This is a genomic window from Kitasatospora sp. NBC_00070 (assembly GCF_045041205.1).
Classification (GTDB): domain Bacteria; phylum Actinomycetota; class Actinomycetes; order Streptomycetales; family Streptomycetaceae; genus Kitasatospora.
The window spans coordinates 2,626,941-2,649,125 of the sequence record NZ_CP108247.1 but is presented as its reverse complement, the minus strand read 5'-3'; the positions used below and the strand labels follow the sequence as shown (position 1 = coordinate 2,649,125).

Genomic DNA, 22,185 nt, shown 5'->3' with positions numbered 1-22,185 from the left:
GGCTTCGGCCGCCGGGGGTCACCCAGCTGGGCGGCTCGACGGCGGAGGGTGATCGGGGACGGCGCTTCGTGGAATGATGGCCGGACACGACCGGTCACGGGGAGGCACGGATGGGGGAGCGATTCGGTCTGACGACCGAACAGGCCCGGGAGGCGGACTATCCGCCGCGCCGGGCCGAACCGATCCGGGTGCTGGTGGTGGACGACCACGCCCTGTTCCGACGAGGCCTGGAGATCGTGCTGGCCGAGGAGGAGGACATCCGGGTCGTCGGCGAGGCGGGGGACGGCGCCGAGGCGGTGGTGAAGGCGGCCGACCTGCTGCCGGACATCATCCTGATGGACGTCCGGATGCCCCGGCGGAGCGGCATCGAGGCCTGCACCGCGATCAAGGACGTGGTGCCCAGCACCAAGATCATCATGCTGACGATAAGCGACGAGGAAGCCGACCTCTACGAGGCGATCAAGGCGGGGGCCACCGGCTACCTGCTCAAGGAGATCTCCACCGACGAGGTGGCCACCGCGATCCGGGCGGTCGCCGACGGGCAGTCGCAGATCAGCCCGGCGATGGCCTCCAAGCTGCTCACCGAGTTCAAGTCGATGATCCAACGGCGTTCGGACGACCGGGAGTTGGTGCCCGCACCGCGGCTGACCGACCGTGAGCTGGAGGTGCTCAAGCTGGTCGCCACCGGGATGAACAACCGGGAGATCGCCAAGGAGCTCTTCATCAGCGAGAACACGGTGAAGAACCACGTCCGGAACATCCTGGAGAAGCTCCAGCTGCACTCCCGGATGGAGGCCGTGGTCTACGCGATGCGGGAGAAGATCCTGGAGATCGGGTAGCCCTGATCCCCAGGATCCGACGGTCCGTCAGCGGGCGTTGACCTCGAGGAAGGTGCGCACGGCGGACTCCAGCGCGCCCTCGATCCAGGCCGGCTTCAGGCTGGTGTGCTCGCCGGCGAAGTGCACCCGGCCCTCCGGGAGCCGGGTGGCCGGGTGGAGCTCGTGCAGCTGGCCGGGCGTCGCGACGGCCGCCTCGCCCAGCGCGTAGCGGGCCCTGGCCCAGGACTGGGAGACGCCGACGCCGGTGAACTCGCGGCGGACCTGCGGGCCGAACATCCGCTCCAGGTCGTTCAGCGCGAAGGCGTACCGCTCGCCCGGGGTCAGCGCGTCCCAGCGCATCGCGTCGTCCGCCCAGGAGTACGCGGCCAGCACCACCCCGCCCGGGGCGCCGTCCGGCGCGTTCGAGGGGAAGTAGGTGAACCGGCTGGGGCTGTCCGAGACGCAGCCGCCGCCGGCGAAGCCGCGGGGGCCGTGCTCCCAGAACCGGGTGCGGAACTCCAGCAGCACCTTGGTCGCCGAGTCGTAGTGCAACTCGGTCACCGCGCGGCGCTTCGGGTAGGACATCAGCGGCTCGATCCGGCAGAACCGCAGCGCGCTGAACGGGATGGTGACGATCGCGTAGTCGCCCTCGAACACCTCGGTCGGGTCGGTCGGCGCGCCGTCGGGGGACTCCTCGTCACCGGTCTCGGCCACCGTCTCGATCCGTACCCCGCCCGCCTGCTGGGTCAGCCGGGTCATCCGGCGGCCCATCCGCAGCTCGGCCTTCAGCGGCTCGGCCAGCTTGCCGGTCAGGGTGTCGATGCCGCCCTCCAGCTCCCAGTAGCGGTAGGTCGGGCTGATCACCGCGTGGTCGATCAGGGTCGGGATCAGCGAGTAGTGCAGCCGGGAGGTCATGTTCTCCAGCGTCCCGGCGGCCTGCACCGAGGCCGGGTCCCAGCCGGCCTCCTCGCGCAGGAACTGCCGGGTGGAGTGGTAGCCGTACCGCTGGAAGATCCCGGTCCAGCCGTCCAGCCGCTGCCGGATGTCGCCGGGGCCCACGGTGACCTTGGCGAACGCGGCGTCGACCGCCTGGGCGGTGGTGGTGTCGAACCGGGCGCCGAAGGAACGATTCACCTCGGTGGGGGACTGTGTGTAGGCCGCCTTGGTGGTCTGCAGGCCGTTGACCGCCACCAGGGCGCGGAAGTTGGGGGTCGGTGGCCGGAACTCCCGTGCGGGGCCGTTGGTCCAGGTCTCGCCGGTGAACGAGCGGTGCGTCACCGGGGGCACCGCGCCGATCGCCCGGGTGCCCGGGGTGATGTCGGCGTTGTAGAACAACTGCCGCTTCAGGCCCAGCTTGTCGGCCAGCGCGAGCACCAGCGGGTGGAAGTCGGGCAGCCGCATCGCGCCGGCCTCGGCGTACTGCCGGGAGTCGGCGAACATGCCGCGGAAGGTCTTGATCCGGCCGCCGACCCGGTTGCCGTTGGCCTCGATGACCACCACCTCGTGCCCGGCCCGCTTGAGCAGGGTGGCCGTGGTGAGCCCGGCGACGCCGGCCCCGACCACCAGGACGCGTTTGCGCCTGCCGCCGGTGGTGGCGGGGCCCGGCGGGAGCTGACCGTCGATCAGGATCTTCAGGTACTCCAGGGTGAGGTCGGTCCGCTCGTCCTCGGCGACCATCAGCATCTCGCGGGCCAGCGCCCGGCTGACCGCCTCGTCGGCCGGGGACCGGGGCGCGGCCACGGATCGGGGGGCGAAGCCGACGGCGCCCGCCGCGGTCGCGGCCGTTGCGGCGGCGGCGGTGCCGAGCAGGGCACGGCGGCTCAGCCGGGCCCGGGCGGAGTGCAGGGTCGGACCCATCGTTGCTCCAAGTGGTCGGGGTGTGGACACCAGGGGGCAACGGCCCTTGGCCACCGATGACACGCCCGGCCCGGGAAGATCACCCGAACCGACCAACCGTCAGGAGAGCAGCTTCTCCACCACCGGGCGGAGCGCCTCGTCGTGCAGCGCCTCCACCCGGACCGCAGTGCAGCCGACCCAGGAGGCGGCCTCGCGCAGCGCCTCGGCCAGCGCGCCGACGTGCCGGGGCGAGGTCAGCGAGACCTGACGGGCCACCAGGGTGCGGCCCTCGCGGGCCGGGTCGACCCGGCCGACCAGCCGGCCGCCGGCCAGCAGCGGCATCGCGAAGTAGCCGTGCACCCGCTTGTGCTTGGGGGTGTACGCCTCGAGCCGGTGCGCCATGTCGAAGATCCGCTCGGTGCGGGCGCGGTCCCAGACCAGCGAGTCGAAGGGCGAGAGCAGCGTGGTGCGGTGCCGCCCGCGCGGGGCGGTCGCCAGCGCCGCCGGGTCGGCCCAGGCGGGGGCGCCCCAGCCGGCCACCGTGACCGGGACCAGACCGGCCTCGGGCAGCGCGGCGTCGAAGGGCGCGGCCTTCAGCCGGTGATAGTCCATCAGGTCGGCCCGGGTGGCCACCCCGAGGGCCGCCCCGGCCTGGGTGATCAGCTGCCGGACGCACTCCCGGTCGGTCGGGTCCTGCTCGAACAGCTCGGCGGGGACGGCCTGTTCGGCCGCCGCGTAGACCCGCTTCCAGCTCCGCCGCTCGGTGCAGACCACGTCGCCGAAGGCGAGCGCCCGCTCCACCGCGATCTTGGTGTCGGACCAGTCCCACCACTCCGAGGTCTTCTTCGCGCCGCCCAGCTCGGTGGAGGTCAGCGGGCCCTCCGCGCGCAGCCGGTCGAGCACCCGCCGGTAGGTCGCCTCGGTGACCTCGCCGCCCCACAGGTGGCCACGGGTCCGGTACCCCCGGCGGCGGAAGGCGAACAGCGGCCACTCCTCGATCGGCAGGACGCAGGCCGCGTGCGACCAGTACTCGAAGGTGGCCGCCGAGCCCCAGTACGCCGACTCGACCGCCGGGCGGCCGACCGCGCCGAGCCGGGCGTACGGCACCAGCTCGTGCGAGCGGGCCAGCACCGAGATGGTGTCCAGCTGGACCGCGCCGAGGTGGCGCAACACGCCCCGGACGCCGGCCCGGCGGTCCGGGGCGCCGAGCAGGCCCTGGGCGCGCAGGGCGATCCGGCGGGCGTCGTCGGCGGAGAGTTCGACGGTCGGGGCGGGAGAGCTCGGGGCGGTCATGCCCAGCAGCGTAGATCCCGGGTCCGACAGTGCGGGGCCGGGAACCAAGGACCCGACTTGTACGTAACAACGAGCGCGAGGGACCGGCGCGGTAGCCCGTTTTGTCCCCCGTCGGGGCCTATCAGGGGTTGTGCTCCCACGGGTGACACGGTATTACCGTGCTGACGCACCTCCCGGCGCGTTGGACTCCTCGCATACGATGGCCCGTGCGGTGGGGTCGACCCCACAGTGCAGTCGTCCAGAGCCGATCCAGGCAAGGAGCCCGCCCAAGTGTCCGTCTTCGACAAGATCCTGCGCGCCGGCGAGGGTAAGACCCTTCGCAAGCTGCAGCGGATTGCCGCCCAGGTCAACTCCATCGAAGAGGACTTCGTCAACCTCACGGACGACGAGCTGCGCGCCCTGACCGACGAGTACAAGCAGCGGCTGGCGGACGGCGAGACGCTCGACGACATCCTCCCCGAGGCGTTCGCCACCGTCCGCGAGGCGGCCAAGCGCGTGCTCGGCCAGCGGCACTACGACGTCCAGCTGATGGGTGGCGCGGCCCTGCACCTCGGCTTCGTCGCCGAGATGCGCACCGGCGAGGGCAAGACCCTGGTCGGCACGCTCCCCGCGTACCTGAACGCGCTGACCGGCAAGGGCGTCCACCTGATCACGGTGAACGACTACCTCGCCGAGCGTGACTCGGAGTGGATGGGCCGGGTGCACCGCTTCCTCGGCCTCGAGGTCGGCGTGATCCTCGGCAACATGTCGCCCGCCGAGCGCAAGCGCCAGTACGCGATGGACATCACGTACGGCACCAACAACGAGTTCGGCTTCGACTACCTGCGCGACAACATGGCGTGGTCGCAGGACGAGCTGGTGCAGCGCGGCCACAACTTCGCCGTGGTCGACGAGGTCGACTCGATCCTGATCGACGAGGCCCGTACGCCGCTGATCATCTCCGGCCCGGCCGACCAGGCGACCAAGTGGTACGCCGACTTCGCCAAGCTGGTGCAGCGCCTCAAGCGCGACCGCGACTACGAGGTGGACGAGAAGAAGCGCACCGTCGGCGTGCTGGAGGAGGGCGTCGGCCGGGTCGAGGACTACCTCGGCATCGACAACCTCTACGAGTCGGTGAACACCCCGCTGGTCGGCTTCCTGAACAACGCGATCAAGGCCAAGGAGCTCTACAAGAACGACAAGGACTACGTCGTGATGAACGGCGAGGTCATGATCGTCGACGAGCACACCGGCCGCATGCTCGCGGGCCGTCGCTACAACGAGGGCATGCACCAGGCGATCGAGGCCAAGGAGGGGGTGGAGGTCCAGAACGAGAACCAGACGCTGGCCACCGTCACCCTGCAGAACTTCTTCCGGCTGTACGACAAGCTCGGTGGCATGACCGGTACGGCCACCACCGAGGCGGCCGAGTTCCACCAGATCTACAAGCTCGGCGTGGTGCCGATCCCGACCAACAAGAACCCGCTGCGGATCGACCAGCCCGACCTGATCTACAAGTCCGAGCCGGCCAAGTTCGCCGCCGTGGTCGAGGACATCGTCGAGAAGCACGAGAAGGGCCAGCCGATCCTGGTCGGCACCGTCTCGGTGGAGAAGTCCGAGTACCTCTCCCAGGAGCTGCGCAAGCGCGGCGTGCCGCACGAGGTGCTGAACGCCAAGCACCACGAGCGCGAGGCGCAGATCGTCGCCCAGGCCGGCCGCAAGGGCGCCGTCACGGTGGCCACCAACATGGCCGGCCGTGGCACCGACATCATGCTCGGCGGCAACGCCGAGCACCTCGCGGCCGCCGAGCTGGCCCAGCGCGGTCTGACCGAGCTGGACACCCCGGACGAGTACGAGGCCGCCTTCCCGGCCGCGCTGGAGAAGGCCAAGGCCGCGGTCAAGGCGGAGCAGGAGGAGGTCCAGAGCATCGGTGGCCTCTACGTGCTCGGCACCGAGCGCCACGAGTCCCGCCGGATCGACAACCAGCTGCGCGGCCGCTCCGGCCGCCAGGGCGACCCGGGCGAGTCCCGGTTCTACCTCTCGCTCGGCGACGACCTGATGCGGCTCTTCAAGGCCGGCATGGTCGAGCGCGTGCTCGCGATGGCCAACGTGCCGGAGGACGTGCCGATCGAGTCCAAGATGGTCACCCGCGCCATCGCCTCGGCGCAGACCCAGGTCGAGCAGCAGAACTTCGAGATCCGCAAGAACGTCCTGAAGTACGACGAGGTGCTGAACCGTCAGCGCGAGGTCATCTACGGCGAGCGCCGCCGCGTCCTGGAGGGCGAGGACCTGCAGGAGCAGGTCGGCCACTTCATGGACGACACCGTCGCCGCGTACGTCGGTGCCGCCACCGGCGAGGGCTTCGAGGACGACTGGGACCTCGACAAGCTGTGGACCGCGCTCAAGCAGCTCTACCCGCTCACCCTGGACCTGGAGGAGCTCGAGGAGGAGGCCGGCGGCCCGGCCGGTCTGACCTCGGAGTTCCTCACCAAGGTGCTCCAGGAGGACATCCAGGCGCAGTACGGCGCCCGCGAGGACCAGCTCGGCTCCGAGATCATGCGTGAGCTGGAGCGCCGGGTGGTGCTCTCGGTGCTGGACCGCCGCTGGCGCGAGCACCTCTACGAGATGGACTACCTCCAGGAGGGCATCGGCCTGCGGGCGATGGCCCAGCGCGACCCGCTGGTCGAGTACCAGCGCGAGGGCTTCGACATGTTCGGCGCCATGATGGAGGGCATCAAGGAGGAGTCCGTCGGCTACCTGTTCAACCTGGAGGTCCAGGTCGAGCAGCAGGTCGAGGAGGTCCCGCTGGCGGACGCCGAGGAGACCCTGGCCAAGCTGGAGAAGGACGCCGCCGCGTCCCGCCCGGAGATCAAGGCCAAGGGCCTGGAGGCCCCGAAGCCGCAGCGGCTGCACTACACCGCCCCGTCGGTGGACGGCGACGACACCGTGGTCGAGGGCGACTTCGAGGACACCCTGGCCGGCGAGGAGGGCGACGGGCTGACCCGGGCCGAGCGCCGCAAGGCCGCGCGGGCCGCCAAGGGCCGTCGTCGGAAGTAAAGATAGGTTCCACGACTGCAAGAGGCGCGGGGCCTTCTGCTCCGCGCCTCTTGGCGTTTCGTCAGCGGGCCTCCACGGCGGTGCACTGCCACTGCTCGGTCCGGCGGTGGCGCTCCAGCCGGAAGGCCACCATGTGGTGCCGGGGCCCGAACTCGACCCGGACGCAGACCTCCAGGGCCCGGGCGGTCGGCGCCGAGTCGTAGACCCGGCCCAGCCGGTGCGCGGTCAGCCGGCCGCGCGGCCGGAGCGGGCCGGTCCGGACCAGGGCAGTGAGCTGCTGGTAGCCCGGCAGGCTGGTGTGCCGCTGGAGCTGCCCGGCCGGCCGGTGGCCGGTGAGCACCTCGACCAGCCGGTGGGCGAACCGCGCGGCCAGCACGCTCTGCCCGGTCCTGGCCGGTGCACAGGCGCTGCGCGGGTGACGCGGGGTCAGCTCGCCGACCGGGTGCGGGCGGCGGGGCACCCGCTCGGCGCGCCGGTGCGGGTGCTGCGGGTGGACCGGGTGGACCAGGGCGCGGACGTGGGGTGCGGGAACGGTCACGGCGGGCGCCCTTCGTTCGCGGATGCGGTCGGGTCCCTTGGTACCGGTGGGCCGGTACGCGGGCAACGAAGGCCCGGAGCGTGTCGGCGGCGGCCGGCGGTGTCACCTATCCGAGTGAGGTTCGGTGCGGGCGTTGGACCGGTACGGCCCGGACCGGTGCGTCCGGCCGACGGTGCGACGGGTACGACGGGGCTCGAAGGGGGACGCTTCCCGTGGCGCGCGGCCCGGTCGGGGCCGCGCACGGCAGGATCAGGGTGGAGGTGGGCAGGGTGCGGCGAGGACTGGTGCTCGGCGGGGGCGGGATGCTCGGTGCCGCCTGGACGATCGGCGCGCTCTGCGCAGTGGAGGAGGCGACCGGCTGGCGTCCCGGCTCGGCCGAGGTGCTGCTCGGCACCTCGGCCGGTTCGATCCTGGGAGCCCTGCTGGCGACCGGCGTCCAGACGGCGGACCTGCGGGACCACCAGCGCGGCCTGGAGATCGTCACCGGCCCGCTGGCGGGCATCGACTTCGACTACGACACCGTGCTGGGCGGGGCGCTGCCGCCCCGCCCCCGCCCCGGGATCGGCTCACCGGGCCTGCTGCGGGACGTGGTCAGGCACCCGGGCGAGTACCCCTTCCTGACCATGGTCTCCGCCCTGGTGCCGACCGGACGGGGCTCGGTCGCCCCGGTGGGCGAGCTGGTGCGCGGGCTGGCCGGGGACGGCTGGCCGGACGGGTCGGGCCTGCGGATCGCCGCGGTGGACCACCGGACCGGGCGGCGGGTGACCTTCGGCGACCCCGGCGCCCCGGCGGCGACGGTCGACCAGGCGGTGATGGCCTCCTGCGCGATCCCCGGCTGGTTCGCCCCGGTCGAGGTGGGCGGCAGCCGGTACGTCGACGGGGGCTGCTGGTCGGCCAGCAACGCGGACCTGATGGCGGGGCGGGGGCTGGACGAGGTGTACGTGCTGGCGCCGATGGCCCTGCGACCGTCCTGGCCGGACGGGCGGCGGGCGGCCGAGCCCGGGACGGTGGCGGCGCTGCGGGAGTGGCGGCGGCGGGACCGGCCCCGGGGGGTGCTGGTGCAGCTGGTCAGCCGGTACCGGCGGGCGGTGACCCATCAGTTGATGCGGGAGGCACGGCAGTTGCGGGCGGAGGGGGTGCGGGTGCAGCTGCTCGCGCCGACGCTGGCGGACCTGGCGGCGATGGGGCCCAACATGATGGACCCGGTCCGCCGGGGGGAGACGCTGGAGACGGCGCTGCACACGGTGGGGCGGGCGCTGCGGGTGGGGTGAGCGGGTGCTCGGCTTCTTTTGCAGACGCTCCAGTGCTACGGCCCCAGGGGCTCGGGGAACGGCGACGGTTCGTGGCCGGCGGGTATCACTGCGAAAGTCCCTGACCAGCCACGCGACGATCACCTTGTACGAGGTCGGCGTCGCAGTTCCCCGAGCCCATGGTTCTTCCGAAGCGCCTGCCCAAAGGTCGGCGTCGCCCGCGCGGCGGAGCCGCACGTCAGCAGAGCCCGTATTGTTTGAGGCCCTGTCGGCTGACGAACCCCGGAGTGCTCCCGATGCGTGTGTACGTGCCCACGACCCTGGCGGGACTGGCGGCGGTGTATCCGGGTGGGGCGTTGGATCAGTCGGTGGCGTATGCGGTGACGCCCGCGTTGCGGGAGTGGTATGTCAGCGACGACATCGAGGAGTTGGAGTACGTCGCGCTGAACCGCGCCGCGCAGGCCGCGTTGCGGCTGCTGGCCGCCGACCCGGAGGCGCCGCGGCGCCGGGTGGTGGTGGCGGTCGAGGTGGCGGACTCCGGGGTCGGACCGTTCGTCGGGGACGAGTACCAGGACCAGGCCTCGTTGGGGCGGGTGGTGCTGAAGGGCCCGCTGCCGCTGGCGAAGGCGGCGGCGGTGCACGCGGACGTGGCCGACACCGAGGTGGCGGCGGACATCGCGGCGGCGGCCGCCGTGATCGGTGCGGCGGACCAGGGCGACGACGACGCGCAGTTCACCGTGGACGGTGCGGAGGACCACGAGCTGCTGTGGTTCGCCACCCAGGAGATCCCCGCGCTGCTGGCCTGACGCCCCGTCGGGGCCGACCGCCCGTGCGGGTGATCCTTCCTGACGCCCGGTCCGGCGTCGGCCGTCCGGAGCGGCGCGGCCCGGATGATGGGGCCGATCCGGCGGGAGAGAGGGCGGCCATGATCGGTCGGCGGATGCGTTGGGCGGCGGGTGGGCTCACGGCCGCCCTGGTGGCCGGGGTCGGTGGCTGGCTGTGGCCGGCCGACGGCCCGACGGCCAGGCCGGTCACCCGGGACGAGGCCGGGCGGCTCGCGCTGGCCCGCTTCACCACCTACGAGGCGAGCCCGGCCCGGGTCCGGGTCACCGTGCCGGGCCGGAACGGCGACACCGTGGTGGACGGCGCGGTGGACTACCGCAGCCACCACGCGGTCGGCAGCTACCGGGCGCCCGGCACCGACTCCGGACTGCTCGCCTGGGACCAGGAGGGCCTCGGCGTCGCTCCGGGTGCGTCCGACCTGTCGGCCGCCGCGACCATGCCGCGTGCCGCGTGGTCGCCGCGCGCCTTCAGCTCGGACCCGTTCGACGTCGGACTGCAACTGGTCATGCGGCTGGCCGCCGACCGACCGGACAACGCCCAGCTGCTCGCCGAGCAGGGCCCGCGCTGGCTGCGCAGCGAACGGATCGACGCCCGGTCCTACGACGTCTTCTCCGGACCCCGCCCGCGGTCGGCCGCCGAGCCGGGGGACTCCCCGCTGACGTACTGGATCGACGGTGACGGTGGGCTGCGGCGGGTGACGGTCCGGGTGACCGGGCTGGAGCGCCCGGTCACGGTCGACTTCACGGGTGGGCGGGCCGAGGCGGTCCCGGCGACGCCCTGGACGGTCGGCTGAGGGATCGTCAGGCGCTGTGCGGCGGGTCCGCGTCGGCGCTGCTCGTACGCAGAAGGGGCCGGACCGGGCGGCCTGTTCGGCTGCCTGGTCCGGCCCCGGTCGGACCGTCAGTTCCCGGCTCGGTCACCGGCCTTCCGGCGGCGGCTGCGGAGGGTCAGCAGCAGCACACCCGCGCAGATCACCAGCAGGCTGACCGAGAAGGCGCCCATCACGGCCAGACCCGTCGAGGGCAGCGGGGTCGGCGGCTTCGGGGGCGTGGACGGCGACGGGCTGGGGCTTGGTGTCGGCTGCTTCGGGGTGTTCAGCCGGACCACCTCGACCGTCCTGCCGACGTCGCCCTCGCCGAGCCGGTGCGGACCGCTGACGGTCTCGGCCGGCAGCAGGTACCCGTCGGGAGCCCGGGTCTCCTCCAGGTAGTACGTGCCGAGCGGCAGGGCAGGGAAGGCACAGATGCCCTGCCGGTCGGTCGTGCAGTCGACCCCGACCACCTGGTCGGCGGCCCCGTCCCGCTGGAGTCCCTCGACGCCGTTGCTCTCCCGCCAGAGCCGGAACACCGCGCCTTGGAGCGGGTGGCCGTCCTGCTCGCTCCGCTTGACCAGCCGGAGGTCGGCCGCCTTGGGCTGGTTGACCACGGTGACGCTCACCCCCTCGGTCAGGTTGAGCTGGGTCAGGGTCAGCGGTCCGAAGACGGCCGGGTCGGGCAGCAGGTAGCCGTCGGGGGCTTGGGTCTCCTGCCAGTAGTACGTCCCGAGCGGGACGGTGGTGCTGCACTTGCCGTCGGCGGGGGTGGTGCAGGTGGCGCCGACCCTGGTGTCGTCGGCCTGGAGGCCGGGGGTGCCGTTGGTCTCGCGCCAGAGCTGGAAGACCGCGCCCGCCAGGGCCTTGCCCGTGCCGTCCTGCTTGAGCACGGTCACTGAGCCGGGGGCGAGTTCGTTGACGGCGGTGACGCTGACGCCCTGGGTCCGGTTGGTCATGGTGAGGACGAGCGGTCCGAACACCGGTACCGGGGGCAGGCGGTGGCCGGGCGGGGCCTGGGTCTCCTGCCAGTAGTAGGTGCCGAGCGGGACGGTGGTGGAGCAGAGTCCGTCGAGCTGGGTGGTGCAGGTGGCGCCGACCTTGGTGTCGTCGGTTTGGAGGCCGGGGGTGCCGTTGGTCTCGCGCCAGAGCTGGAAGACCGCCCCCGCCAGCGAACTGCCCGTGGGATTCTGCTTGAGCACGCTGACCGCGCCGGTGGCGGGCTGGTTGACGGCGGTGGTGCTGACGCCCTGGGCGTAGTTGGCCATGGTCAGGGTCAGCGGCCCGAAGACGGCCGGGTCGGGCAGCAGGTAGCCGTCGGGGGCCTGGGTCTCCTGCCAGTAGTACGTCCCGAGCGGGACGGTGGTGCTGCACCGGCCGTCGGCCGGAGTGGTGCAGGGGGTGCCGACCTTGGTGTCGGGGGTGGCTCCGTCGGCCTGGAGGCCCGGGGTGTTGTTGGTCTCGTGCCAGAGCTGGAAGACGGCTCCGGCGAGCGGGTTGGCGGTGGTGGCGTCCTGCTTGAGGACGGTCACGGCGCCGGTGGCGGGCAGGTTGACGGCGGTGGTGCTGACGCCCTGGGTGCGGTTCGCCATCGTGAGGACCAGCGGCCCGAACACGGCCGGGGTCGGCAGGACGTAGCCGTCGGGTGCCTGGGTCTCCTGCCAGTAGTAGGTGCCGAGCGGGACAGTGGCGGAGCAGAGGCCGGTGGCCGGGGTGGTGCAGGCGGTGCCGACCTTGGTGTCGTCGGCCTGGTACCCGTCGGTCCCGTTGGTCTCGCGCCAGAGCTGGAACACGGCGCCGGTAAGGGCGTTGCCCGTGGCGTCCTGCTTGAGCACGGTGACCGCGCCCGTCGCCTGCTCGTTGGCGGCGGTGGTGCTGACGCCCTGGGCGTAGTTGGCGGTGGTGAGGACGAGCGGTCCGAAGACGGCAGGGTCGGGCATCAGGTAGCCGTCGGGGGCCTGGGTCTCCTGCCAGTAGTACGTGCCGACGATGGTCTGCCGGCTGCACAGCCCGCCCGTCGAGGTGGTGCACGGCCCGTCGACCTTGGTGTCGTCGGCCTGGAGGCCCGCCGTGCCGTTGGTGTCCCGCCAGAGCTGGAACACCGCGCCGGGCAGCGCCGTGCCGTTCTGGTCCCGCTTGAGCACGCTGACACTGCCCATCGCGAGTTCGTTGAAGGCGGTGAGGGTGACGCCCTGGGTGCGGTTCGCCATCGTGAGGACGAGCGGTCCGAAGACGACCGGGCTGGGGAGCAGGTAGCCGTCGGGGGCCTGGGTCTCCTCCCAGTAGTAGGTGCCGAGGGGCACGGTGGCGGAGCACCGACCGTCGGCGGGGGTGGTGCAGGCGGTGCCCATCTTGGTGTCGTCGGTCTGGAGTCCGGCGGTGCCGTTGGTGTCCCGCCAGAGCTGGAAGACGGCGCCGGTAAGGGCGTTGCCCGTGGCGTCCTGCTTGAGGACGCTGACCGCGCCGGTGGCGAGGACGTTGACGGCGGTGGTGCTGACCCCCTGGATGCGGTTGGCCATGGTCAGGACGAGCGGGCCGAAGACTGACGGGTCGGGCAGCAGGTAGCCGTCGGGTGCCTGGGTCTCCTCCCAGTAGTAGGTGCCGAGGGGCACGGTGGCCGAGCAGAGGCCGGTGGCCGGGGTGGTGCAGGCGGTGCCGACCTTGGTGTCGTCGGCCTGGTACCCGTCGGTCCCGTTGGTCTCGCGCCAGAGCTGGAACACCGCCCCCGCAAGGGGGTTGGTGGTGGCGGCGTCCTGCTTGAGGATGCTGACGGCGCCGGTGGCGAGCTGGTTGACGGCGGTGGTGCTGACGCCCTGGGTCCGGTTGGCCATGGTCAGGGTCAGCGGTCCGAAGACGGCCGGGTCGGGCAGGAGATAGCCGTCGGGGGCTTGGGTCTCCTGCCAGTAGTACGTCCCCAGCGGGACGGTGGAGCTGCACTTTCCGTCGGTCGGCGTGGTGCAGGGGGTCCCGACCTTGGTGTCCGGGGTGGCCCCGTCCAGCTGGAGTCCGGCGGTGCCGTTGGTGTCCCGCCAGAGCTGGAAGACCGCGCCAGCCAAGGCGTTGCCCGTGGCGTCCTGCTTGAGCAGGGTCACCGCGCCGGTGGCGAGTTCGTTGACGGCGGTGACGCTGACGCCCTGGACCCGGTTGTCCATGGTCAGGACCACCGGTCCGAAGACGGGTGTGGTGGGGAGCAGGTAGGCGTCGGGGGCTTGGGTCTCCTGCCAGTAGTACGTCCCGAGCGGGACGGTGGCCGAGCAGAGGCCCGTCGCGGGGGTGGTGCACGGCGCGCCTGACGTGGTGTCAGGAACGGACCCGTCGATCTGGAGGCCCGGCGTGTTGTTGGTCTCGTGCCAGAGCTGGAAGACGGCTCCGGCGAGCGGGTTGCCGCCGCTGTCCTGCTTGAGGACGGTGACGGCGCCGGTGGCGAGGACGTTGACGGCGGTGGTGCTGACGCCTTGGGTACGGTTCGCCATCGTCAGGTCCAGCGGTCCGAAGACGGCCGGGGAGGGGAGCAGGTAGCCGGTCGGCGCCTGGGTCTCCTCCCAGTAGTAGGTGCCGAGCGGGACGACGGTCGAGCAGAGGCCGGTGGCCGGCGTCGTGCAGGTCGTACCGACCTTGGTGTCGTCCGCCTGGAGGCCCGCCGTGCCGTTGGTGTCCTGCCACAGCTGGAAGACGGCGCCCGCAAGGGGGTTGGTGGTGGCGGCGTCCTGCTTGAGGATGCTGACGGCGCCGGTGGCGAGGACGTTGACGGCGGTGGTGCTGACGCCCTGGGTGCGGTTGTCCATCGTCAGCACCAGCGGTCCGAAGACGGCCGGATCCGGCATCAGGTACCCGACGGGGGCCTGGGTCTCCTGCCAGTAGTACGTGCCGAGGGGCACGGTGGCCGAGCAGAGGCCGGTGGCCGGGGTGGTGCAGGTGGTACCGACGCTGGTGTCGTCCGCCTGGAGCCCGGCGGTGCCGTTGGTGTCGCGCCAGAGCTGGAACACCGCGCCCGGCAGGGCCTTGCCCGCCCCGTCCTGCTTGAGCACGGTCACCGCGCCGGTGGCGAGTTCGTTGACGGCGGTGACGCTGACGCCCTGGACCCGGTTGTCCATCGTCAGGACCACCGGTCCGAAGACGGCCGGATCCGGCATCAGGTACCCGACGGGGGCTTGGGTCTCCTGCCAGTAGTACGTGCCGAGGGGCACGGTGGCCGAGCAGAGGCCGGTGGCCGGGGTGGTGCAGGTGGTACCGATGCTGGTGTCGTCCGGCTGGAGGCCGGGGGTGCCGTTGGTCTCGTGCCAGAGCTGGAAGACGGCTCCCGCCAGTGCGGTGCCGGTGTTGTCCTGCTTGAGCACGCTGACCGCGCCGGTGGCGAGGACGTTGACGGCGGTGGTGCTGACGCCCTGGATGCGGTTGTCCATGGTCAGGACGAGCGGTCCGAAGACGGCCGGGGAGGGGAGCAGGTAGCCGGTCGGTGCCTGGGTCTCCTCCCAGTAGTACGTACCGAGCGGGACGACGGTCGAGCAGACGCCGGTGGCCGGCGTCGTGCAGGCCGTCCCGACCTTGGTGTCGTCGGCCTGGATACCCGCAGTGCCGTTGGTGTCCCGCCAGAGCTGGAAGACCGCGCCCGCCAGGGCCTTGCCCGCCCCGTCCTGCTTGAGCACGGTCACCGCGCCGGTGGCAAGGACGTTGACGGCGGTGGCCGTCACGCCCTGCGCGTAGTTGGCGGTGGTGAGGGTCAGCGGTCCGAAGACGGCCGGGGAGGGGAGCAGGTAGCCGGTCGGGGCCTGGGTCTCCTCCCAGTAGTAGGTGCCTGGCGGGACCGTCCGGCTGCAGGTGCCGTTCGCCGGGGTGGTGCAGGTGGCGCCGATCTTGGTGTCGTCGGCCTGGAGGCCGGTGGTGCCGTTGGTGTCCTGCCAGAGCTGGAAGACCGCGCCGGGGAGGGCAGCGCCGTTCTGGTCCTGCTTGAGCACGCTGACGCTGCCCATCGCGAGGTCGTTGACGGCGGTGGTGGTGACGCCCTGGGTGCGGTTGGCCATCGTCAGCACCAGCGGTCCGAAGACCGCCGGAGTGGGCAGCAGGTGGTCCGTCGGTGCCTGGGTCTCCTGCCAGTAGTACGTGCCGAGCGGGACGGTGGCGGTGCACACGCCGGTGGCCGGGGTGGTGCACGGGGTGCCGACGGCGGTGTCGGGGGTGGCGCCGTCGGTCTGGAGGCCGGTGGTGCCGTTGGTGTCCCGCCAGAGCTGGAAGACCGCGCCCGCCAAGGGAGTTGCGGTGCTGTTCTGCTTGAGGACGCTCACCGCACCCGTCGCGAGCTCGTTGACGGCCGTCACGCTGGTGCCCAGCAGGTTGTTGGCGGTGGTGAGGGTCAGCGGTCCGAAGACGGCCGGCGAGGGGAGCAGGTAGCCGTCGGGGGCCTGGGTCTCCTCCCAGTAGTACGTCCCCAGTGGCGCCGTGACGGAGCAGAAGCCGTTCGCCGCCGTGGTGCAGGTGGTGCCGACCTTGGTGTCGTCGGTCTGGAGTCCGGTGGTGCCGTTGGTGTCGCGCCAGAGCTGGAACACCGCACCCGCGAGGGGGTTGCCCGCCGTGTCCTGCTTGAGGACCCGGACCGCGCCCGTGACCTGCTGGTTGACCGCCGTGACGCTGACGCCGAACATCCGGTTGGCCATGGTCAGCACGGCCGGTCCGAAGACCGCCGGACTGGGCGTCAGGAAGCCGGGGGGTGCCTGGGTCTCCTCCCAGTAGTAGGTGCCGAGCGGGACGGTGGCGGTGCACACGCCCGAGGCGGGGGTGGTGCAGGTGGTGCCGATCTTGGTGTCGTCGGCCTGGAGGCCGGTGGTGCCGTTGGTGTCGCGCCAGAGCTGGAACACCGCGCCCGCCAGGGCGTTGCCCGTGCTGTCCTGCTTGAGGACGGTGACGGCGCCGGTGGCGAGGACGTTGACGGCCGTCGCGCTGACGCCCTGGGTGCGGTTGGCCATGGTCAGGACGAGCGGCCCGAAGACCGCCGGACTGGGCGTCAGGAAGCCCGGGGGCGCTTGGGTCTCCTCCCAGTAGTAGGTGCCGAGCGGCACGGTGGCGGTGCACACGCCCGAGGCGGGGGTGGTGCAGGTGGCGCCGACCTTGGTGTCCGGGGTGGTGCCGGTGGTCTGGAGTCCGGTGGTGCCGTTGGTGTCCTGCCAGAGCTGGAACACCGCCCCCGCCAGCGCCCCGCCGGTCTCGTCCCGCTTCAGCACGGTGACGGCGCCGGTGGCGGGCTGGTTGACGGCGGTGACGCTGACGCCCTGGGCCCGGTTGGCCATGGTCAGGACGGCCGGGCCGAAGACGGCCGGGTCAGGCAGCAGGAAGCCCGTCGGTGCCTGGGTCTCCTGCCAGTAGTACGTGCCGAGCGGCACGGTGGCCGAGCAGGTCCCGGCGGCCGGGGTGGTGCACGGGGTGCCCACGGCGGTGTCGGGGGTGGCGCCGTCGGTCTGGAGTCCGGTGGTGCCGTTGGTGTCCCGCCAGAGCTGGAACACCGCCCCCGCAAGGGGTTTGGCGGCGGCGTCCTGCTTGAGGACGCTGACCGCGCCGGTGGCGAGCTCGTTGACGGCGGTGGTGCTGACGCCCTGGGTGAAGTTGGTCATGGTCAGGGTCAGCGGCCCGAACACGGGCGTGGCCGGCAGCAGGTAGCCGTCGGGGGCCTGGGTCTCCTGCCAGAAGTACGTCCCGAGCTGCACGGTGGCGCTGCAGATGCCGTCGGCCGCGGTGGTGCACGGGGTGCCGACCTTGGTGTCCGGGGTGGTGCCGGTGGTCTGGAGTCCGGTGGTGCCGTTGGTGTCCCGCCAGAGCTGGAAGACCGCGCCGGGCAGTGGTGCGGCGTTCTCCTTGGACTGCTTGAGGACCGACACCTTGCCCTCCGGCTGGGTGTAGCCGAAGTCGTAGGTGTGGTTGTCCTGGCCCGGGCCGCCGGTGGTGATCGCGTACTCGGGGAAGGTGCCGCCGGACGGGACCGTGCCGTCACTGTCGATGGTGTCGTCGCTGCCGGCGTTGTTCTTGGTGACGATCCATTGGAACAGCGGGCCGCCGGAGGCGTAGTCGGCCGCGTTGTCGACCTTGATGGTGTACTGCGTGTTGGGCTTCAGACCGCCCGTCACGTTGGAGTCGTCGAAGTAGTACTCACCGCGGGCGGTGGTCTTCATGGTGCCGACCACCACACCGGCCGCGTTGTACAGCCGGACGGTGGCGCCCACCACGGGCTTCTCGCCCGGGTCCTGGAGGCCGTCCTTGTCGACGTCGTACCAGACCCGGTTACCGATCTGCAGCGGCGCCTCGTCGCACAGCACCTCCAGGTCGGCCATCGAGCCGCCCTTGCCGAAGGAGGTGGTCAGCTGGTTGCCCAGCCCGGCCTCCCGGGTGCCGTCACGGTTGGTCCAGCCGGTGCCGCCGGTGAAGATGATGTCCTTCGGGTCCACGGCCGAGTGCGCGATGCTGGTCTCGACCTTGGAGAGGGCGACACCGGCGTAGGCGGCCAGGTTGTGCAGGGTGGTGCGCCGGGTGTCGTAGAAGGCGTTCCCCCGGCCGGGGCCCTTTCCGCAGCCGCCGTTGGAGTCCATCACGAAGGTGCCGTTGCTCGGGCAGGCCCGGGCCAGGTCGCCGCCGGACGCCGCGGTCTGCAGGGTGGTGTCCGTGAAGGAACTGCGTTCGGCGATACCGAGTTGGTCGCCGAGGCGGTCCCGGAAGCCGAGAATCAGGCTGCCGTCGGTGTCGACGATGATGTCGGCCAGCATCGGCTCGGGGTTGGCGTAGTACTCCGCGTCGTCACAGACCAGGCCGTCCTGCGTACCGGGAATGGTGTCGGTCCACGGGTACCAGCCCGCGCCCTTGCACCGGAGGGCGTTGTCGAACGCCGTCTTGCGCGGGTAGTCCAGCTTCTGGTCCATCACGATGCCGGTGAACGTGCCGGCCACCGGGTCGAAGGTCTGCACGACGGCCCGCAGGTCCGCCTTCGACTTGCTCGACTCGCCCGAGCAGACACCGCCCACGTACACGACGCCGTCCTGCACGCCGAGCCCGTAGGGCCGCCAGTCGCTCGCGGCCTTGCAGGCGGGAGTCGGGGCCGGGATGTCGTAGATCTTCGGGTCGGACCCGGTGGTCTTCGTGGCGTCGTAGCGGTACATCTTGCGGTTGAAGAGGTTGACGACGTACAGGTCCTTGCCGTCCTCGCTCACCTCCACGTCGCCCAGCGACTCCTTGCCGACCGCGCCGATGAATCCCAGGTCGGTGAGCGTGGCCGGGGTGTGGGCCGTGCTGCCGACGTCGGGCACCTTGGCGAACAGCGTGGTCGTGCCGGTGGTGCGATCGGTCAGGTAGATCCCGCCGGCCCCGCCGGGCCCGTAGACGGAGTTGCGGCGCGCCGTGGCACCGGAGAAGATCCACTTCTTCTGCTTGCTCCACCCGATGCCGTACAGGGCTCCTGTGACGCCCTCGGTGGAGACGGTGGTGGCCGTGTTGTCCCGGGTGTTGTACGGGAACGTCACCAGGGTCCTGGCGGTGTCGGCATCGGAGGTCGGCCGGATGCAGGCCGTGACCAGCGGGGCGTTCTTCTGGCAGAAGTCGCCCGGATTCCAGAATGCCGTGGTGTACGAAACGTTCTTGCCGCCGGAGAGGTCGACGAACTCCTCGGTGCTGCTCAGCCGGTTCGCCGTCGCGGTGAAGGTGTCGCGGGCGGCGAAGGCCGAGTACAGGATGCCCGGCTTGGGGTTGACCACCTGCACCCGGTACTTGCCGCCGGCCAGCGCGGTGGCGGCCGGTCGCAGGGTGACCGTGCCGTCGGCGGCCGTGGTGCCGCTGATGCTCGCGCCCGCGTCGTCGGTCAGGGTGACCGTGACGCCGCTCATGCCCGGTTCCAGCGCGGCCCCGTTCCAGGTGCCGTCCGCGTTGACCTCGCGGACCACCTGGACGGTCACCGCTCCGTCGCCGGTGGCGGCCCGGGACGCCGGCCCGAGCACCGCGACCCCGACCGAGGCGGTCATCGCGAAGGCCGTCACCGCGGCGAGCGGTCGCCACTGGAAATAGGTCCGTCTCCGGAGGCCGGGTGGCCTCTGCGGCATGATCCTCACATCGCTCCGTTCGACAACCCCCGGAACGATTTCTACGGCTTTCCCGACTGGTGTTTGTCTGATTCACGCTGGATCCGACCGGCGTCCCGGATATTTCATCCGCTCAGCGCACTCGCGTGAATTAAGAAGATTAACGGAATGAATGCCAATGGAGCAATCTTTTCGGCGACCCGCTCCTCGGGTACCGTTCCCGGGTGCGTACTCACATCGTCTGGGACTGGAACGGCACCCTGCTGCACGACATGGCAGCGGTGGTGGCGGCCAGCAACGCGGCCTTCGCGACCCTCGGGGTGGCCCCGATCACCGTGCAGCAGTACCGGGAGCTGTACTGCTTCCCGATACCGAAGTTCTACGAGCTGCTGCTCGGCCGGGAGCCGAGTGCGGACGAGTGGCTGGTGCTGGACGCCGCCTTCCAGGACCGGTACCAGGAACTCAGTGACGCCTGCGGTCTGACCGAGGGCGCGGCCGCATTGCTGACGGGGTGGCAGACGGCCGGCCGCAGCCAGTCGTTGCTGTCGATGCACGAGCACCACCGGCTGGTGCCGCAGGTCCGGGCCCGGGGGATCGAGCAGCACTTCGTCCGGGTGGACGGCCGGGTCGGCGAGTCGTACGGGACGGGGAAGACCGAGTACCTGCTCCGGCACCTGGCGGCGCTGGACGCGGACCCGGCGCACACCGTGCTGATCGGTGACGCGGCGGACGACGCGGTGGCCGCGCGGAACGCCGGGGCGCACGCGGTGCTGTACACCGGCGGTTCGCACACCCGGGAGAAGCTGGAGCCGCTCGGCGTGCCGGTGGTGGACTCGCTGGCCGAGGCCGTGGAGCTGGCCGGGCGGATCGTGGCGTGAGCCACGTCGGCCACCGCGTGTCAGCTGCGCCGATTCGGTTGACGGGTGGTCAGGCTGGGGGCTGAGCCGAAGAGAGTGAGTCAGCCATGCCCATCGACGCAGTCACCCAGGTCCCCGAGCCGGTCAACGAGCCCGTGCACGGCTACGCCCCCGGCAGCCCCGAACGGGCCCGGCTGGAGCGCAGCCTGGACGCCGTCGCGGTGGAGCAGCTGCCACTGCCGATGACCATCGGCGGCGAGCAGCGGTTCGGCTCCGGCGAGCGGATCGACGTGGTGCAGCCGCACCACCACGCCGCCAAGCTCGGCCTGCTGGGCAACGCCACCCGGGAGGACGCCCGGCTCGCGGTGGACGCCGCGCTGGCGGCGGGGGCCGACTGGCGGGCGCTGTCCTTCGACGACCGCGCCGCGGTCTTCCTACGGGCCGCCGACCTGCTGGCCGGGCCGTGGCGGGAGACGGTGGCGGCGGCCACCATGCTCGGCCAGTCCAAGACCGCCCAGCAGGCGGAGATCGACGCGCCCTGCGAGCTGGTCGACTTCTGGCGGTTCAACGTGCACTTCGCCCGGCAGATCCTGGCCGAGCAGCCGAGGTCCTCGCCGGGGGTGTGGAACCGCACCGACCACCGCCCGCTGGAGGGCTTCGTCTACGCGGTCACCCCGTTCAACTTCACGGCGATCGCGGGCAACCTGCCGACCGCGCCCGCACTGATGGGCAACACGGTGGTGTGGAAGCCCGCGCCCACCCAGACCCTGGCGGCCCATCACCTGATGCGGCTGCTGGAGGCGGCCGGCCTGCCGCCCGGGGTGATCAACCTGGTGACCGGCGACGGTCAGGCGCTCTCCCAGGTGGCGCTGGCCGACCCGGCGCTGGCCGGGCTGCATTTCACCGGCTCGACCGCCACCTTCCAGTCGCTCTGGCGCACCATCGGCGCCAACATCGGCTCGTACCGGAGCTACCCGAGGATCGTCGGCGAGACCGGCGGCAAGGACTTCCTGGTCGCGCACCGCTCGGCCGACCCGGACGTGCTGCGCACCGCCCTGCTCCGGGGCGCCTTCGAGTACCAGGGCCAGAAGTGCTCGGCGCTGTCCCGGGCCTACCTGCCGCGCAGCCTCTGGCAGAAGATCAAGGACGAGTTCCTGGCCGAGGTGGACGCGCTGACCGTCGGCGACGTCAGCGACCTGTCCAACTTCATGGGCGCGCTGATCGACGCCAAGGCGTACGCCCGGGTGACCGCCGCGATCGACCGGGCGGTGGCCGACCCGACGGTGGAGCTGGCGGCCGGCGGCCAGTACGACGACGCGATCGGCTGGTTCGTCCGGCCGACCGTGCTGGTCAGCTCGGACCACCGGAACGAGATCTTCAGCCAGGAGTACTTCGGCCCGATCCTGGCCGTGCACGTCTACGAGGACTCGCGCTGGGACGACGTGCTGAAGCGGGTCGACACCGGCGCCCCGTACGGGCTGACCGGCGCGGTGATCGCCACCGACCGGTACGCGATCGCGCAGGCGACCGAGCGGCTGCGGTTCGCGGCGGGCAACTTCTACGTCAACGACAAGCCCTCCGGCGCGGTGGTCGGCCAGCAGCCGTTCGGCGGCGGCCGGGCCTCGGGCACCAACGACAAGGCGGGGGCCGCGCAGAACCTGCTGCGGTGGACCTCGGCCCGGTCGATCAAGGAGACGTTCGTACCACCGACCGATCACCGCCATCCGCACATGGGATGAGGTGCTGATTGGACAAGGTGTCCAGGACGGCCCGATCTTCCTACGGGTTTGCTCCTCCCTGTCCCCTGACACCTTCGTTTCATCCGGTTAGGCTGACTGGCGTCGTCGGGTTTCGGCCGC

10 protein-coding genes and 1 pseudogene are annotated in these 22,185 nt (G+C 71.7%); 7 read left to right on the top strand and 4 right to left on the bottom strand.

What is annotated here, in order from left to right; translation table 11 throughout:
• Positions 1-170: 170 nt before the first annotated feature.
• Positions 171-839: pseudogene (locus OHV05_RS12110) on the top strand (response regulator); the annotation flags it as partial.
• Positions 840-866: 27 nt separating this feature from the next.
• On the opposite strand, the gene OHV05_RS12105 reads toward OHV05_RS12110, so the two are convergent.
• Both OHV05_RS12105 and OHV05_RS12100 read right to left on the bottom strand, forming a co-directional pair.
• Complete coding sequence (locus OHV05_RS12105) at positions 867-2,675, bottom strand: FAD-dependent oxidoreductase (protein WP_405017677.1); 1,809 nt, start codon at positions 2,673-2,675, stop codon at positions 867-869.
• Between the two features lie 99 nt (positions 2,676-2,774).
• Positions 2,775-3,947 (bottom strand): winged helix-turn-helix domain-containing protein, encoded by a 1,173-nt coding sequence (locus tag OHV05_RS12100; protein WP_405017676.1) that lies wholly within the window; start codon positions 3,945-3,947, stop codon positions 2,775-2,777.
• A 270-nt stretch (positions 3,948-4,217) separates the two neighbouring features.
• Between OHV05_RS12100 and secA the strand changes: the two genes are divergently transcribed.
• On the top strand, positions 4,218-6,983 hold the full coding sequence (gene secA / locus OHV05_RS12095; protein ID WP_405017675.1) for a preprotein translocase subunit SecA: 2,766 nt from the start codon (positions 4,218-4,220) through the stop codon (positions 6,981-6,983).
• Between the two features lie 61 nt (positions 6,984-7,044).
• On the opposite strand, the gene OHV05_RS12090 is transcribed toward secA, so the two are convergent.
• The gene (locus tag OHV05_RS12090; protein ID WP_405017674.1) at positions 7,045-7,521 is read right to left on the bottom strand and encodes an Rv3235 family protein; all 477 of its coding nucleotides are present in this window, start codon (positions 7,519-7,521) and stop codon (positions 7,045-7,047) included.
• A gap of 269 nt (positions 7,522-7,790) precedes the next feature.
• Between OHV05_RS12090 and OHV05_RS12085 the strand changes: the two genes are divergently transcribed.
• The 3 genes from OHV05_RS12085 (at position 7,791) to OHV05_RS12075 (ending at position 10,407) form a co-directional block, all read left to right on the top strand.
• Entirely contained in the window at positions 7,791-8,792 is a 1,002-nt protein-coding gene (locus OHV05_RS12085) for a patatin-like phospholipase family protein (RefSeq protein ID WP_405017673.1), read from the top strand.
• Positions 8,793-9,067: 275 nt separating this feature from the next.
• The gene (locus OHV05_RS12080) at positions 9,068-9,577 is read left to right on the top strand and encodes a DUF6912 family protein (protein WP_405017672.1); all 510 of its coding nucleotides are present in this window, start codon (positions 9,068-9,070) and stop codon (positions 9,575-9,577) included.
• A gap of 119 nt (positions 9,578-9,696) precedes the next feature.
• Complete coding sequence (locus tag OHV05_RS12075) at positions 9,697-10,407, top strand: hypothetical protein (RefSeq protein WP_405017671.1); 711 nt, start codon at positions 9,697-9,699, stop codon at positions 10,405-10,407.
• Between the two features lie 107 nt (positions 10,408-10,514).
• Here OHV05_RS12075 and OHV05_RS12070 read toward each other — a convergent pair whose 3' ends face one another.
• A complete protein-coding gene (locus OHV05_RS12070; RefSeq protein ID WP_405017670.1) occupies positions 10,515-19,427 on the bottom strand; it encodes a SpaA isopeptide-forming pilin-related protein in 8,913 nt (2,970 codons plus the stop codon).
• Positions 19,428-19,693: 266 nt separating this feature from the next.
• On the opposite strand from OHV05_RS12070, the gene OHV05_RS12065 reads away from it, so the two are divergent.
• Entirely contained in the window at positions 19,694-20,347 is a 654-nt protein-coding gene (locus tag OHV05_RS12065) for an HAD family hydrolase (protein ID WP_405017669.1), read from the top strand.
• A gap of 92 nt (positions 20,348-20,439) precedes the next feature.
• Entirely contained in the window at positions 20,440-22,065 is a 1,626-nt protein-coding gene (gene pruA / locus OHV05_RS12060; RefSeq protein ID WP_405021443.1) for an L-glutamate gamma-semialdehyde dehydrogenase, read from the top strand.
• Positions 22,066-22,185 lie beyond the last annotated feature (120 nt).

Bases quoted from the DNA above. Each gene is read 5' to 3' on its own strand.
- OHV05_RS12100 (WP_405017676.1), bottom strand. From the start codon at position 3,947: ATGACCGCCCCGAGCTCTCCCGCCCCGACCGTCGAACTCTCCGCCGAC.
- OHV05_RS12080 (WP_405017672.1), top strand. From the start codon at position 9,068: ATGCGTGTGTACGTGCCCACGACCCTGGCGGGACTGGCGGCGGTGTAT.
- OHV05_RS12105 (WP_405017677.1), bottom strand. From the start codon at position 2,675: ATGGGTCCGACCCTGCACTCCGCCCGGGCCCGGCTGAGCCGCCGTGCC.
- OHV05_RS12075 (WP_405017671.1), top strand. From the start codon at position 9,697: ATGATCGGTCGGCGGATGCGTTGGGCGGCGGGTGGGCTCACGGCCGCC.